Origin of the sequence: Burkholderia sp. AU28863, from assembly GCF_002223195.1 — a bacterium.
GTDB lineage: Bacteria > Pseudomonadota > Gammaproteobacteria > Burkholderiales > Burkholderiaceae > Burkholderia > Burkholderia sola.
Genome location: NZ_NKFE01000008.1, coordinates 284,170 through 299,442 on the forward strand (window position 1 = coordinate 284,170; position 15,273 = coordinate 299,442).

Annotated in this window: 13 protein-coding genes; 10 read left to right on the forward strand and 3 right to left on the reverse strand. The window is 70.1% G+C overall.

What is annotated here, in order from left to right; all coding sequences use genetic code 11:
* Positions 1-10: 10 nt before the first annotated feature.
* The 9 genes from CFB81_RS31080 to CFB81_RS31120 all read left to right on the forward strand — a co-directional run bounded on the left by CFB81_RS31080 (position 11) and on the right by CFB81_RS31120 (position 10,823).
* Positions 11-2,821, forward strand: a complete 2,811-nt coding sequence (locus CFB81_RS31080; RefSeq protein WP_256976391.1) for an ABC transporter transmembrane domain-containing protein — start codon at positions 11-13, stop codon at positions 2,819-2,821.
* On the forward strand, positions 2,763-3,290 hold the full coding sequence (locus tag CFB81_RS31085) for a hypothetical protein (protein WP_034196537.1): 528 nt from the start codon (positions 2,763-2,765) through the stop codon (positions 3,288-3,290). The genes CFB81_RS31080 and CFB81_RS31085 overlap by 59 nt, the downstream gene beginning before the upstream one ends.
* Positions 3,291-3,500: 210 nt before the next feature.
* Positions 3,501-4,250 (forward strand): SDR family oxidoreductase, encoded by a 750-nt coding sequence (locus CFB81_RS31090; protein WP_089438142.1) that lies wholly within the window; start codon positions 3,501-3,503, stop codon positions 4,248-4,250.
* Positions 4,241-4,852, forward strand: coding sequence for an HAD-IIIA family hydrolase (locus tag CFB81_RS31095; RefSeq protein WP_089437708.1), 612 nt, complete (start codon positions 4,241-4,243; stop codon positions 4,850-4,852). The genes CFB81_RS31090 and CFB81_RS31095 overlap by 10 nt, the downstream gene beginning before the upstream one ends.
* Positions 4,849-6,051 (forward strand): glycosyltransferase family 9 protein, encoded by a 1,203-nt coding sequence (locus CFB81_RS31100; RefSeq protein WP_089438143.1) that lies wholly within the window; start codon positions 4,849-4,851, stop codon positions 6,049-6,051. The genes CFB81_RS31095 and CFB81_RS31100 overlap by 4 nt, the downstream gene beginning before the upstream one ends.
* A gap of 3 nt (positions 6,052-6,054) precedes the next feature.
* Positions 6,055-7,800: a carbamoyltransferase C-terminal domain-containing protein gene (locus CFB81_RS31105; protein WP_089437709.1), complete on the forward strand. Its 1,746-nt coding sequence runs from the start codon at positions 6,055-6,057 to the stop codon at positions 7,798-7,800.
* The gene (locus tag CFB81_RS31110; protein WP_069619110.1) at positions 7,797-8,798 is read left to right on the forward strand and encodes a glycosyltransferase family 2 protein; all 1,002 of its coding nucleotides are present in this window, start codon (positions 7,797-7,799) and stop codon (positions 8,796-8,798) included. Before CFB81_RS31105 ends, CFB81_RS31110 begins: the two co-directional genes overlap by 4 nt.
* Positions 8,795-9,883, forward strand: a complete 1,089-nt coding sequence (locus CFB81_RS31115) for a glycosyltransferase family 9 protein (RefSeq protein WP_089437710.1) — start codon at positions 8,795-8,797, stop codon at positions 9,881-9,883. The genes CFB81_RS31110 and CFB81_RS31115 overlap by 4 nt, the downstream gene beginning before the upstream one ends.
* Entirely contained in the window at positions 9,873-10,823 is a 951-nt protein-coding gene (locus tag CFB81_RS31120) for a glycosyltransferase family 4 protein (protein WP_089437711.1), read from the forward strand. The genes CFB81_RS31115 and CFB81_RS31120 overlap by 11 nt, the downstream gene beginning before the upstream one ends.
* A 32-nt stretch (positions 10,824-10,855) precedes the next feature.
* Here CFB81_RS31120 and CFB81_RS31125 read toward each other — a convergent pair whose 3' ends face one another.
* Complete coding sequence (locus CFB81_RS31125; protein WP_089437712.1) at positions 10,856-11,896, reverse strand: sigma-54-dependent Fis family transcriptional regulator; 1,041 nt, start codon at positions 11,894-11,896, stop codon at positions 10,856-10,858.
* Positions 11,897-12,242: 346 nt separating this feature from the next.
* Here CFB81_RS31125 and CFB81_RS31130 point away from each other — a divergent pair, with 346 nt between their 5' ends.
* On the forward strand, positions 12,243-13,610 hold the full coding sequence (locus CFB81_RS31130) for a sigma-54 dependent transcriptional regulator (RefSeq protein WP_089437713.1): 1,368 nt from the start codon (positions 12,243-12,245) through the stop codon (positions 13,608-13,610).
* Positions 13,611-13,627: 17 nt separating this feature from the next.
* On the opposite strand, the gene CFB81_RS31135 is transcribed toward CFB81_RS31130, so the two are convergent.
* Both CFB81_RS31135 and CFB81_RS31140 read right to left on the reverse strand, forming a co-directional pair.
* A complete protein-coding gene (locus CFB81_RS31135) occupies positions 13,628-14,551 on the reverse strand; it encodes a glycosyltransferase family 2 protein (protein ID WP_089437714.1) in 924 nt (307 codons plus the stop codon).
* The gene (locus CFB81_RS31140) at positions 14,530-15,225 is read right to left on the reverse strand and encodes a PIG-L deacetylase family protein (RefSeq protein ID WP_089438144.1); all 696 of its coding nucleotides are present in this window, start codon (positions 15,223-15,225) and stop codon (positions 14,530-14,532) included. Before CFB81_RS31140 ends, CFB81_RS31135 begins: the two co-directional genes overlap by 22 nt.
* Positions 15,226-15,273: the final 48 nt, after the last annotated feature.

The window sequence follows — 15,273 nt, forward strand, 5'->3', positions numbered from 1 at the left end:
TACTGCGTGCATGACGACCGGAATCGACGAAACGCCCGTCAAGGACCGTGATGCGGCGGCAGGCCGCGACCGCCGCGACCTCCGCCATCGCCGCGACAAGCGCGGCCTGCGAGTACGGATCGCGGTCGAACTCTGGCGCGCGATCTGGCATTACCGCGCACGCGTGCTGGCGGCGATCGTGCTGCTGGTGCTCGCGAAAGCGGCGGCCGTATCGGTGCCGCTGCTGCTCAAGGACATCGTCGACGGCTTCGGCCGCGCGGCCGGCCAGCCGATGGCGTGGCCGGTGTTGCTGCTGTTCGCGTACGCGGTCGTGCGCTTCGCGTCGAACGCGCTGAACGAAGTACGCGACATGACCTTCGTGCAGGTCACGCAGCATACGGTCGCGTCGTTTACCGTGCGCACGTTCGGCCATCTGCATCGCCTCGGCGCGCGTTTTCATGCGCAGCGCGAGACGGGCGCCGTCGTGCGCGACCTCGAGAAAGGCACGGCCGGCATCGGCTACCTGCTCGGCGTCGCGGTGTTCACGGTCGTGCCGACGGCCATCGAGATCGGCTCGGTGCTCGTGATCGTGATCGGCAAGTACGGCGGCGGCTTCACCGCGATCATCCTCGTCACGTTCACCGTCTACGCGGCGTATACGGTGGTGTTCACGCGCCGGCGCATGCGTTACCAGCGGCGCGTGAACGCGCTGGAGGCCGAGTCGAATTCGCGCGTAGTCGACAGCATGCTGAACGTCGATACGGTCAAGTACTTCGCGCGCGAGGACGTCGAGCGCGACCGCCTCGACCGCGTGCTCGGCGAATGGCGCGAGGCCGGCGTCGACAACCAGTACGCGCTGTCGACGCTGCATATCGGGCAGAGCGCATGCATCGGCGCGGGGATCGCGGCGGTGATGCTGCTCGCCGGGCAGCAGGTCGCGCGCGGCGCGATGACGATCGGCGATCTCGTGCTGATCAACGCGTACATCATCCAGATCAGCCTGCCGCTGAATGCGCTCGGCTTCGTGTTCCGCGAGGCGAACGACGCGATGACGAACATCGAACGGCTGTTTGGGCTGCTCGATGCACGCGGCAAGCCCGGCGAGGACGGCGATGCGCCCGGTGCGCAGCCGCTCGTCGTGCGCGGCGGCGCGATCGAGTTCGAGCATGTCGACTTCGGCTACGAGCCGAGCAGGCAGATCCTGTTCGACGTGTCGTTCCGCATCGAGCCCGGGCAGACGGTCGCCGTGGTCGGCGGCAGCGGCTCGGGCAAGTCGACGCTCGCGCGGCTGCTGTTCCGGCTGTACCAGCCCGATGCGGGCACGATCCGCATCGACGGCCAGGACCTGCGGCTCGTCACCGAGCGCAGCCTGCGCGACGCGCTGGGCATCGTCCCGCAGGACACCATCCTGTTCAACGACACGCTCGCGTACAACATCGCATACGGCAAGCGCGACGCGACCCGCGGCGAGGTGATCGCGGCCGCGCGCGGCGCGCAGCTCGACGCGTTCATCGAGCGGCTGCCCGAGGCGTACGACACGCGCGTCGGCGAGCGTGGCGTACGGCTGTCGGGCGGCGAGCGGCAGCGGGTTGCGATCGCGCGCGCGTTGCTGAAGGCGCCGCCGATCGTCGTGTTCGACGAGGCGACGTCGGCGCTCGACACACGCTCGGAGCGCGCGATCCAGCAGGAGCTGATGCGCGTCGCGCGGCATCGCACGAGCCTCATCATCGCGCACCGGCTGTCGACGATCGTCGATGCCGACCGCATCCTCGTGATGGAGTACGGCCGGCTCGTCGAGCAGGGCACCCACGACGAGTTGCTGGAAAGCGGCGGCGTGTATGCGCAGATGTGGTCGCTGCAGGCGAAGCAGCGCGAACTGGAACGCACGGAGGCGAAGTTCGCGCGGCAGCCGGTGCGGATCAACCCGCTCGTGTCGCAGGTGCTCGATTCGCTGGCGGAGGCGGCCGCGCAGCGCGGCGTGCCGGTGTTCCGCCACCTGACGGACGAGGATCTCGTCGTCAAGGCCGATCCGGCCGCGCTGCGACGCTTCGTGTGGGAACTGTGCCGCGGCGCGATCGACGCGAGCAGCGGCGGGCAGCTCGAGGTGCGCACCGCGCGCCACGACCCGGAAGCGCGGATCACGATCGCGTGCGCGGGCGTCGATGCCGCCGAACTGTCGCTGATCGATCTCGAACGATTGCAGGACGCGATCGAGGAAGCCGGCGGCTACGTCGTGCGCGAACGCGACGATATCGGCGTGACGCTGCACCTGTCGCTGCCGATGTACGCGGTGGTGCCGGGATCGGTGCAGCCGGACGGTGCCGCGCCGCATCCGGACGCCGGCGGGGCGACCGCCGCGAAGCCCCTCGACGGGCTGCGCATCGCGTGCGTGGACGACCACGACGAGGCGCGCGAGGCCCTCACCGCGCTGCTGAAGGTGGCCGGCGCCGACGTGCACGCGTATGCGTCGGGCCAGGCGTTGCTGGACGACCTGTGGCGCGCGCGCCGGGCCGACTGGCCGGCGCTGCTCGTCTGCGACATCGACCTCGGCGACGACGAGGAGGACGGCTACGCGGTGATGGCGCGCGTGCGTCAGCTCGACGCCGCGCGCGATCGCGACGGCCGTGCGCCGCTCGAAGCGCTGGCGTTGTCCGGCCATGCGCGCGATCGCGACCGCACGCGCGCCGTCGAAGCCGGTTTCCATGCGTACCTGACCAAGCCCGCGGTAGCGGCCGACCTGATCGCGGCGTTGCGTGCGCTCGCGTTTTCCTCCGGAGAAATCCATGCCGAACCTTCTGAATCCGACGACACCCGAAGCCCTGAACGCACGTCGCGGCGGTAGCGCGTTCGCGGACCGCCAGGCCGCGGTGGCGGCCGTCGAGCTGCTGCTGCCGACCCTGTCCGCCGCGCTGCAGAGCGATTTCGTCGGCGACAGCGGTTGCCTGCACATCGTGATCATGGACCCGGCGCTCGGGCCGCACGACGCGGCGTTCGAGGACGCGATCCTGTATGAGTTTTCGCTGCCCGACCCGAAGGACTGGGACGCCGACTATCGCGCATACGCGCGGGCCAAGGCGCGGCTGTCGTGGGAAACGGGCCGCGACGGCCACGTCGTGCAGGCGCTGGAGCCGTACCGGCTGCGCGCGGGCGACACGAACCTGTGGGGTGGCGTCGCGCTCGGCGGCATCGTGGTCGGCGTGTCGGGCGCGCAGCCGTGGTTCGACGAGGCGTTCGCGGGCTGCATCGCGCACTGCCTGCGTGCGCTCGCGAAGCACCGCGCGCAGGCGACGCCCGACGGGCTCGCGATCTGAGGGGGCCGCCTAGGTGAGACCGCCTGGGCGCGGCTGCCCGGGCCGGTTTTTACAGCAGGTTATAAAAAAGCCAGCAAGCGCGCGCCATGGTCTGATGCAGCGCGGGCGCGCGCAGGCCGGCACGGTTTTCGCTGTACTCCTGCACGGACGGTTGTCGCGACAAGTGTCGCCGTCAGCCGGATTGCTTTCCGACATCGACAGGAGGTGCAGGTGAACGCGACTCACGATCCAGCCAAACCGCCGCTCGCCGGCCGGACCGCACTCGTGACCGGGGGCGGCCGCGGTCTCGGCGAAGCCATTTGCGAAGAGCTTGCGCGGCACGGCGCGCATGTCGTCGTCGCCGATCTCGACGGCGACCGCGCGGCAGCCGTCGCGCAGCGGCTCGAACGGCACGGCGGGCAGGCGATGGGACGGCCGCTCGACGTGCGCGACGAAGCATCGGTGCTGCAGGTCGTGCACGATGCGCGCGAGTCGCTCGGCGACCTCGACGTGATCGTCAACAACGCGGCGATCGACGTGACCGCGCCGATCGACGACGTGAGCGTCGACGCGTGGCAGCAGGTGCTGATGACGAACCTGTTCGGCCCGTACCTGATGTGTCATGCGGCCGTGCCGATGATGAAGGCGCGCGGCAACGGCCATATCGTGAACATCGCGTCGACCGCGTCCAAGCGTGCGTGGCCGAACGCGTCCGCGTATCACGCGACGAAGTGGGGGCTGCTCGGCCTGTCGCACGCGCTGCATGCGGAGCTGCGGCCGAGCGGCGTGCGCGTGTCGGCGATCGTCGCGGGCGGGATGCGCACGCCGTTCCTGCTCGACCGTTTTCCCGACATCGACGAGGACACGCTGCAGCCGCCGGAGCACGTCGCGGCCGCCGTGCGCTTCGTGCTGACGCAGCCGCCGGGCACCGTGGTGCCGGAGCTGATGGTGCTGCCGATGAAGGAGACGTCATGGCCCTGAAGCGCGAACGGCGGCTGCCCGGCGCGGTGCTGCTCGACAAGGACGGCACGCTGCTCGACGACGTGCCGTACAACGTCGATCCCGCACGCATGCGCCTCGCGCCGGGCGCCGCGCGCGCGCTGCGCACGCTCGGCGCGACCGGCATGCCGCTGGCGATCGTGTCGAACCAGCCGGGCGTCGCGCTCGGCCGCTTTACCGAACATGAGCTTGGCGCGGTCCGCCAGCGTCTCGCCGAACTGTTCGAAGCAAACGGCGCGACGCTGGCGGATTTTTTTTACTGCCCGCATCACCCGCAGGGCAGCGTGCCGCGCTACACCTGCGACTGCATCTGCCGCAAGCCGCGCCCCGGCATGCTGCGCCGCGCGCTGGCCGCGCTCGGCGCCGTGCCCGAATGGAGCTGGATGATCGGCGACATCCTCGACGACGTCGAGGCCGGCCGCACCGCGCGCTGCGGCACGATCCTGGTCGACTGCGGCAACGAGACCGAGTGGCGGCTCGACGCCGCGCGCACGCCGCATCACGTCGTCGATCGCGTCGACCTGGCGGCCGACATCGTCGTACGCGAGGCCGCGCGCCGGCACGGCTCGTGGGGGCGGCAATGAGCACGGCCTGGAGCCGCGCCCGGCGCATTCTGTGCGTGCGGCTCGACAGCATCGGCGACGTGCTGATGACCACGCCCGCGCTGCGCGCGCTGAAGGAGAGCGGCGCCGATCGCCAGCTGACGCTGCTGACGTCGCGCACGGGCGCCGCGCTCGCGAAGCATCTGCCGATGGTCGACGACGTGTGGAGCTACGACGCGCCATGGGTCAAGCATCCCGACGTGCGCGGCGATCCGGTGGCCGATCTCGACATGATCGACCGGCTGCTGGCGGGCCGTTTCGACGCGGCCGTGATCTTCACCGTCTACAGCCAGAATCCGCTGCCCGCGGCGATGATGTGCTGGCTCGCCGGCATCCCGCTGCGGCTCGCGCATTGCCGCGAGAATCCGTATGAACTGCTGACCGACCGCGTGCCGGAAACCGAGCCGGAATCGCACGTGCGCCACGAGGTCGCGCGCCAGCTCGCGCTGGTGCGTGCCGTCGGCGCGAAGACGGCGGACTGGCGGATGGCGTTCGAGCCGGGCGACGCGGCGCGCCGTGCGGTGCACGCGCGGCTGCAGGCCGCGTTGCAACGTATCGGCGGCGCGCGCCGGCCGGCGGCGGCGCGCCCGCGTTGGCTCGTCGTCCACCCGGGCGCGACCGCCGCGTCGCGGCGCTGGCCGGCCGAGCGTTTCGGCGAAGCGGCCGCCGCGGTCGCACCGCTGTTCGACGGCATCGCGGTGACGGGCAGCGCGGACGAACGCGCGCTGGTCGACGCGGTGTGCGAACGGGCGGGGCCGCGCGCGGTGCCGCTTGCGGGCGTGTTGCCGCTCGGCGAACTCGGCGCGTTGATCGAGACGGCCGACGTGCTGCTGTCGAACAACAGCGGCCCCGTGCATCTCGCGGCCGCGCTCGGCACGCCGGTGGTCGACCTGTATGCATTGACCAATCCGCAGCACACGCCGTGGCGTGTGCCGCACCGTGTGCTGAACGTCGACGTGCCGTGCCGCAACTGCTACCGCAGCGTGTGCAACCAGCCCGGTCATCCGTGCCTGCGCGGCGTGAGCGTCGACGACGTCGCCGCCGCCGTGCACGCGTTGCTGCGCGGCAGCGCGCGCCATGCGCAACGCACGGCCGCGCGGGCCGCCGCGCACGACGGCGAGCCGGTCGCGGCGCACGCATCGAACGTGATTCCGTTCGCGCACGTCATCACGAGGAACTGACGCATGCCTGATCCGATCCATACGCTCGGCATCAACGCCGCCTTCCACGACAGCGCCGCGTGCATCGTGCGCGACGGCGTCGTGATCGCGGCGGCCGAGGACGAACGCTTCACGCACGTGAAGCACGCGAAGCGCCCGGTGCCGTTCTCGACCTGGGAGCTGCCTTTCCACGCGATCGACTACTGCCTCGCGGAAGCCGGCATCACGCTCGCGGACGTGGACCACGTCGCGTATTCGTACGACCCGTGGTTCGAACTCGACCGCGAAGGCACGGCGCCGGCGCTGACCTTGCCGCTGTCGCCGTCCGCGCATGCGCCGCGCGAGGACGGCGCGTCGCCGTGGCATCCGCTGTTCCTGTCGTCGATCGTCAACGCGCCGCGCCAGCTCGCCGGCGGCGTGCCGCATCATCTGCAGCGGCGTTTTCGCGGCGTCACGCACGACGGGCCGTTCCGCTGGCATTTCATCGAGCACCATCTCGCGCACGAGGCGAGCGCGTTTCTCGCGGCGCCATTCGAACGCTGCGCGGTGATGACGATGGACGGGCGCGGCGAACGTGCGACGACGAGCTACGGCGTATTCGACGGCCGATCGTACCGGCGGCTCGGGCAGGTCAATCTGCCGCATTCGCTCGGGCTGCTGTACGAGCGGGTGACGCGCTATCTCGGCTTCCTGCACTCGTCCGACGAATACAAGGTGATGGCGCTCGCGTCGTACGGCAAGCCGGTGTTCGCCGACGAGATGCGCAAGCTCGTGCGGTATCGCGGAGAAGGGCGCTACGACGTGGTCGACGAAGATCTGGCCGCGCGCTTCGGCCCGCCGCGCGAACGCGGCGGCCCGATCGAGCCGCATCACTGCGACATCGCGCATGCGCTGCAACTGGTGCTCGAGGAGACGACGCTGCAGGCGGTCGACTGGCTCGCCGCCGAGACCGGCGAGCGGCAGCTCGCGATGGCGGGCGGCGTCGCGCTGAACTGCGTGATGAACGCGAAGATCCGCGATCGCGGCCCGTTCGACGACGTGTGGGTGCAGCCGGCCGCCGGCGACGCGGGCACCGCGCTCGGCGCCGCGCTATGGACCGATTTCCGGATGCGCGGCGCGCGCGGCGGCTGGCGGATGGATCATGCGTATCTTGGGCCGGCCTACGACGACGACGCGATCGAGGCGTTCCTGAAGGAAGCGCAGCTGCCGTACCGGCGGCTCGCCGACGTCGCCGCGCAGACGGCCGCGCTGCTCGCCGCGAACCGCGTGATCGGCTGGTTCCAGGGGCGCATGGAGTTCGGCCCGCGCGCGCTCGGCGCGCGGTCGATCCTCGCGTCGCCGATCGATCCGGACATGCAGCGCAAGCTGAACCGGATCAAGGATCGCGAGGACTTCCGGCCGGTCGCGCCGGTCGTGCTCGAGGACCGCGCGCATCACTGGTTCAGCGGCGGCCGGCGCACGCCGCTGCGCGCGCCGTTCATGCTGTTCGTGTACGACGTCGTGCCCGAGCGCGCCGATAGGATTCCGGCCGTGCGCCACATCGACGGCACCGCGCGCGTGCAGACCGTCGACGCGACGCAGCATCCGCTGCTGCATGCGCTGTTGACCGAGTTCGACGCGCTCACCGGCGTGCCGGTGCTCGTCAACACGTCGTTCAACACGCGCGGCGAGCCGATCGTGTGCTCGCCGCGCGACGCGATCGAATGCTTCTGGACGTCGCCGCTCGACGCGCTCGTGATCGGCCCGTTCCTGCTGGAGAAGCCAAGATGAACATGCGCGACACGCAGCTGCCGCCGGTGGTGTCGGTCGTCGTGCCGACCTACCGGCGGCCCGACCTGCTCGCACGCTGCCTCGACGCGCTGTGCGTGCAGGTGTTCGACCCGACCACCTACGAGATCGTCGTCGTGGACGACGACCCGGCCGGCAGTGCGCGCGCCGTCGTCGACGCGTGCCGCGCGCGCGTGACCGACGTGCCGGTGATCCGCTACATGACCGCGCCGGACACGCAGGGGCCGGCCGGCGCGCGCAACGTCGGCTGGCGCAGCGCGGGCGGCGCGCTGATCGCGTTTACCGACGACGACACGATTCCCGATCCGGACTGGCTGCGCAACGGGGCGGCCGCGCTGCAGGCCGCGCCGTCGGCGGCGGCCGCCGCCGGCCGGATCGACGTACCGTTGCGGCCGCGCCCGACCGACTACGAACGCGATGCGGCGGGGCTCGCGCATGCGGAATTCGCGACCGCGAACTGCTTCGTGCGGCGCGCGGCGCTCGAACGCATCGGCGGCTTCGACGAGCGCTTCACGCGCGCGTGGCGCGAGGACGCCGACCTGATGTTCGCGCTGCGCGAGCATGCGGGGCCGATCGTCGAGGCCGACGCCGCGCGCATCGTGCATCCGGTGCGTCCCGCGCGCTGGGGATCGAGCATTGGCGCGCAGTCGAAGGTGTATTTCGATGCGCTGCTGTACAAGAAGCACCGCGCGACCTACCGGCGTCATATCCGGCCCGTGCCGCCGTGGCATTACTACGCGGCCGTGCTTGCCGCGCTCGGCGCGATCGGCTGTTTCGCCGCCGGCTGGCCGGCGCCGGCCATCGTGTGCGCGGCGGTGTGGGCCGCGATTACCGCGGGCTTCTGCGCGAAACGGCTGCGCGGCACGCAGCTCACGGCGTCGCATGTGGCCGAGATGATCGTCACGTCCATCGCGATTCCGCCCGTGTCGCTGTATTGGCGCATGCGTGGCGCGCTTCACTTCCGGGTGATGTTCCTATGAAGCTCGATCCCAGCGTCGATTCCGACGGCCCGCGCGGCCCGAAGCGGATCGCGGTGTTCCGTGCGCTGCAGCTCGGCGACATGCTGTGCGCGGTGCCCGCGCTGCGTGCGCTGCGGCGCGGCGAACCGGACGCACGCATCACGCTGATCGGCCTGCCGTGGGCGCGCGAGTTCGCATCGCGCTTTTCCGATTACATCGACAGCTTCATCGCATTCCCCGGCGCGCCGGGCCTCGCCGAGCAGCCCGAACCCGACGCGGCCACGCGCGAAGCGTTCATCGCCGAATGCCGCGCGCGCGACTTCGATCTCGCGATCCAGCTGCACGGCAGCGGCGTGCACACGAACGCGATCGTCGCGTCGCTCGGCGCGACGCGCACGGCCGGCTTCGTGCCGGCCGACGGCGGCACGACCGCGCTCGACTGCGCGCTCGTCTGGCGCGACGACGAACCGGAGGTGGCGCGCTATCTGGGGCTCACGCGCAAGCTCGGCTACGCGGACTGGGGCGACTACCTCGAATTCCCGCTCGGCGGCCTCGACTACGCGCTGTGGCACGTGCTCCGCGACGAACACGCGCTCGATCCCGGCCGCTACGTGATCGTCCATCCCGGCGCGCGGATGGCGTCGCGGCGCTGGCCGGTCGAACGCTTCGCGCTCGCCGCGCGGCAGCTCGCGGACGACGGCTGGCAGATCGTGCTGACCGGCACGCGCGCGGAACTGGGGCTGGCGAGCGCGTTCGCCGAGCACCTCGGGCGGCCGTGCGTGAACCTGTGCGGCCGCACGCCGCTCGGCGCGCTGGCCGCGCTGATTGCCCGCGCGCGGCTGCTGTTGTGCAACGACACGGGCGTATCGCATGTCGCGGCGGCGCTCGGCACGCCGAGTATCGTCGTCGCGTGCGGCAGCGATACGGCCCGCTGGGCGCCGCTCGACGCCGAACGTCATCGCGTGCTCGCGAACTACCCGGCGTGCCGGCCGTGCATGTTCGATACCTGCCCGTACGGGCACGAGTGCGCGACCGCGATCGGTGTCGGCGACGTGATCGACCGGGCGGGCGAACTGCTCGCGGAGGAGAGACGTCATGTCACGTAAGCGGTTGCGCGTGCTGACCTGGCACGTGCATGGCAATTATCTGTATTACCTGTCGCAGGCGCCGCACGATTTCTACATCGTGACGAAGCCGCAGCATCCGCCCGGCTATGCGGGCCGCGTCGGGCACCTGCCGTGGGGCGACAACGTGCACGAGGTGCCGGCCGAGTGCGTGCGCGACACCGCATTCGACTGCGTGCTGTATCAGCACGTGAAGCATTACCAGCACGACCGCCTGCGGCTGCTGAGCGAAGCGCAGCGCACGCTGCCGACGCTGTTCGTCGAGCACGATCCGCCGCGCGAGCATCCGACCGATACGCTGCATCCGGTGCAGGACCCGAACGTGTTGCTGGTGCACGTGACGCCGTTCAACGCGCTGATGTGGGACAACGGCGTGACGCCGACGCGCGTGATCGAGCACGGCGTGCTGGTGCCGAAGGACGTCGAGTATCACGGCACGCTGCCGAAGGGCGTGGCCGTCGTGAACAACCTCGCGCGCCGCGGCCGGCGCCTTGGCGCGGACTTGTTCGAGGTCGTGCGGCACAGCGTGCCGATCGACCTGGTCGGGATGGGCTCGACCGAACTCGGCGGGATCGGCGAAGTGCCGAACCCGGCGCTGCCGCAGTTCCTGTCGCACTACCGGTTCTTCTTCAATCCGATTCGCTACACGAGCCTCGGGCTCGCGGTGATCGAGGCGATGATGATCGGGCTGCCGATCGTCGCGCTCGCGACGACCGAGATGGCGCAACTCGTGAAGACAGGTAGCAACGGCGTGGCCGATACGCGGCCGGCCGTGCTGATCGACGCGATGCGGATGCTGATTCGCGATCAGGAACTGGCGCGCGAGTGGGGCGCGGCGGCCAAACGCGACGCGTGCGAGCGATTCGGCATCGAGCGCTTCGCGCGCGACTGGGACGCCGCGCTGCGGGACGTGACGGCGTGACGGCTTGACGGCGGCGGCGTGGCCTGCCGCGCTCACGGGGGCGGCGCGGGCGGCGAACTCGGCGCGCTGTTGCCGTTCGACGCATTCGTCGCCGCCGCCGGCGCGTTGCCGCTGGCCGCATTGCGCTCGCTTTCGGGTAGCAGCGCGAGGCGGTTGTACAGCGTTTTCAGGCTGATGCCGAGCGCTTTCGCGGTGCGCGGCTTGTCGCCGTTGAAGTGCCGCAGCGACGCGACGATGAAGCGCTGCTGCGTGTGCGCGAGCGTCGTGCCGATATGCAGCGTCATCGCGTTGTGGCGCACTTCCTCGCGCGGCGGCGGGCGGCGCGGCAATTGCAGTTCGATCTGCTCGTCGGCGAGGATGAACGCGCGCTCCAGCGCATTGCGCAGCTCGCGCACGTTGCCGGGCCACGTGTACGCGCGCAGCGCCTTCATCGCCTGCGTCGACAGGCGCTTCCGCGTGCGGTGCCGCGCGTTCAGCCGTTCGACGATTTGCAGCGCGATGTCGCCGACGTCGTCCTCGCGCTGCCGGAGCGCGGGCACGTGCAGCGCGATCGGCGCGATCCGGTAGAACAGGTCTTCGCGCAGCGTGCCGTTGCGCAAGGCCTCGACGGGATCGTGATGCGTGGCCGCGACGATTCGCACGTCGAGCGGAATCGCGTCGTGGCCGCCCACGCGCACGATCGTGTTGGTTTCGAGCGTGCGCAGCAGCTTGACCTGCAATTCGAGCGGCATTTCGGCGATTTCGTCGAGAAACAGGGTGCCGCCGCGCGCGGCTTCGAACATGCCCACATGTTGTGCAACGGCGCCCGTGAAGCTGCCTTTTTCGTGACCGAACAAGTGCGACTCCGCGATGTCTTTCGGAATCGCACCGCAATTGACGGGCACGAACGGCCCGCGCCGGCGCGGGCTCATGTCGTGAATGAGGCGGGCGACGATATCCTTGCCCGCCCCGCTTTCGCCGACCACCAGCACACTCACGCGGGTGGCGGCGACGCGCGACACTTTCAGCAGCAGATCCTGAATTGTTCGCGAACGGCCGAACAGTCGCGTGCCGTCATCGTCGGATTTCGACATGGAGTAGTAACCGGGTTGGGAAGTTTTGACCGAATATGTCGTGACCAGGTAAAAAACGACGTGGCATACGTCGTCTTTCACGTACTCAGAATACCTTTTATACCGATTCATCGACATTGAATCTGGCAATGCGGTTTACGGCGACAGATAGATTTATTCGATGAGCGACGAATGCGCGACACCGTTCTTCTATACTGCTAAGCACTCGTTTTCATTGCAGGACAGCTTGTCTGCCCGCTCGTGTGCAGCGTTGAAAATGCCGTCGCGAGCTCTGTGACGCGCATGGCGCCGCACGTGTCGCGGTGCCGGCCGACACCCGCGCCGGCCCGCATTACCAGGAGCCTCGATGCCTTACGTCCTGATCGTCGAAGACGACGCCGATACGCGAACGATGCTGGCCACGCTCGCACGCACGCAGCAACTCACGTGCGATACGGTCGCGACGCTTGAAGAAGCGCGCACGCTCGTCTCGACGCATACCCCCGATCTCGTGCTGTGCGACCTCGTGCTGCCCGATGGCAACGGGATGGATCTGTTCGACGCGTTGCCCAAGCGCGGGCATTGCGAAATGGTGTTGACCACCGGCCACGCGAGCCTCGAAACCGCGATCGATGCATTGCGGCGCGGCGCGTCCGATTACCTGGTGAAGCCGCTCAACATGCAGCGGCTGAACAGCATCTTCGCGCGCGTGCCGCGTACGACAGCCCTGCACGAGGAAATCGCGGAGCTGCGCTCGGAACTGCAACGCCTCGGCCGCTTCGGCCGCATGCTCGGCAGTTCGCCCGCGATGCAGGCCGTCTACGACGCGATCGGCCGCGTCGCGCGCACCGAAGCGTCGGTGCTGCTCACCGGCGAATCGGGCACCGGCAAGGAGCTTGCCGCGCAAACCGTGCACGATCTGAGCCTGCGCCGCCGCGGCCCGTTCCTCGCGGTGAACTGCGGCGCGATCGCCGCGAACCTCGTCGAGAGCGAAATGTTCGGCCACGACCGCGGCAGCTTCACCGGCGCGGAACGTCAGCACAAGGGCTTCTTCGAACGCGCGGACGGCGGCACGCTGTTTCTCGACGAAATCACCGAGATGCCGCTCGAATCGCAGGTCAAGCTGCTGCGCGTGCTGGAAACGGGGCGTGTCACGCGGCTCGGCTCGACGCGCGAGATCGACGTCGACGTGCGCATCGTCGCCGCGACGAACCGCGACCCCGAAGCCGCGATGGCCGACGGCAAGCTGCGGCCGGACCTGTTCCACCGGATCAACGTGTTCCCGATCCCGCTGCCGTCGCTGCGCGAACGCGGCGACGACATCCCGATGCTCGCCGATGCGTTCCTGCAGCGCTACAACGAGGAGAGCGGCCGCAATCTGCGCTTCTCGCCGGCCGCGCGCGAAGCGCTGAAAACTTACGAATGGCCCGGCAACGTGCGCGAGCTGCGCAACTTCGTGCAGCGCGCGAGCATCTTCACCGATGCCGACGTGATCGACACGCTGCCGCCGCCGATCATGGACGAACTGTCCAGCATGGTCGATTCGCATGAAGATCGCGTGACGGTGCCGTTCGGCACGCCGCTCGAGGAAGTCGACCGCAAGCTGATCCTCGGCACGATCGCCCAATGCGGCGGCGTGAAGGCGCAGGCGGCCGAGGTGCTCGACGTCAGCCTGAAGACGATCTACAACCGCCTCGCGCAACTCGAAGACGAAGCGGAGAAGCCCGATTCCTGATGCCGCTACGACCGCGTTCATGTTTCGGTTCCGGCCTCGCGGCGCGGCTCGCGCTCGAGGCGGCGGCGCATGCGTTCGACGTGCGGCGGGATCGCGCGTCGTTCGCGCAGGATCCACGGCAGCCCGGCGAACGTGCGCACGAGCGCGCGTTCGCGGCGCAGCAGCGGCAGCATGCGCACCGTATGCAGCCACGCAGCGGCGGCCGGCCATCTGAGCCACGCGGTCCACACGGCGTTGCGAGCGGCGGTGCGCTCGCGCGTCGGCCGATCGCGCTGCGTCGACGGGTAGTGATGGACGGTGAGGCGCGGCGCATACACGAGCCAGTGCCCCGCGCGAGTCAGATCGAGCGCGAGCAGCGCTTCCTCGCCGCCGAGAAAGTAGCGCGGATGGTAGCCGCCCGCATGCACGAACGCGTCGCGCCGGAACGCGGTCGCGCCGGCCAGCAGCCCGAGGATCGGGCGGCCGGGCAGCGCGACCGGCGCGTCGAGCGGGCTGTCGGCCATCAGCCGGCAGGTCGGGTCCTCGCGCTCGTCGGGGCCGACCAGCACGCGCGCGGTGACGGCCGCGACGTGCGGATACGCGTCGAGCAGGTTCGCGGCTTCGGCGATCGAACCGGGCGCCCACCACGTGTCGTCGTCGCAGAACGCGACGTAGCGCGTGCGGGCGACGTCGACGCCGAGATTGCGGCCGGCCGCGCCGAGGTTGCCCGGCGCGTGCACAAGCGCGACATGCGGAAAGCGCGCGCGGATCAGCGCGGCCGTCTCGGCGTCGGCGCCGTTGTCGACGACGACGATCGCCGGCCGGTCGGGCAGCGCGCACAGGTGTTCGAGCGTGCGCGCGAGTTCGGCGGCGCGCCGGCAGGTCAGCACGACGGCCGTCACGCGCGGCTCGGCCGGCGGCTGCGTGGCGCGCGCGGGCGTTACACGGACGTGACGTCGCATTCGAGTCGCCAGATCGTTTCGGGTTCGCGGAGAGCGGCGCGCATATGAGGCTCGAGCAGCGTCACCTGGCTTGCATACGCATCGACGGCGGCGGCTTTCGCGGCGACGCCGTCCGACCCGCTGCCGGCCGGCGCGGCGACCGGATGCGCGAGCCAGCCGCGTTCGCGCCAGCCCGACACGCGCCCGGCCATCAGCCCGTCGATGCGGCGATAGGGTATGTCCTCGTAGAAGCGCCAGACGTGCGACGCATCGTCGTCACGCAGCAGCGACAGCATGGCTTCCTGCACCTGCAGATGATCGCGGTGGAACAGGCCGGCCGGCGCGAGCACGCCGAAGCCGGGGTGCGCGTCGATCACGTCGGCTACGCGCGCCGCGATCGCGGCCGACGTAGTCGGTATGCCGTACTGATCGTCGAGGAAGTCGAGCCACACGGGGCGGGCGTCGAGCAGCGCGAGTGCGCGGCGGTCTTCGTCGCGGCGCGCGCGCATCGCTTCGTCGGCGTGGCGAAACCCCGCGCGGCGATCCCACGGCGGCGCGGGCATGCCGCGCGGCGGAATCCCCGCGAACACGGTGACGACGATCGAGCCGGGCGCCTGCGCGAGCAGTTGCCCGCAACTGAAGACGGCATCGTCGAGATGCGGCGAGACGACGAGCCAGCGTGTCGGGTCGGGCATGACGTGAAGATCTCCATCGTGAGCGGCCGGGCCGCCGGTGCCGATCGG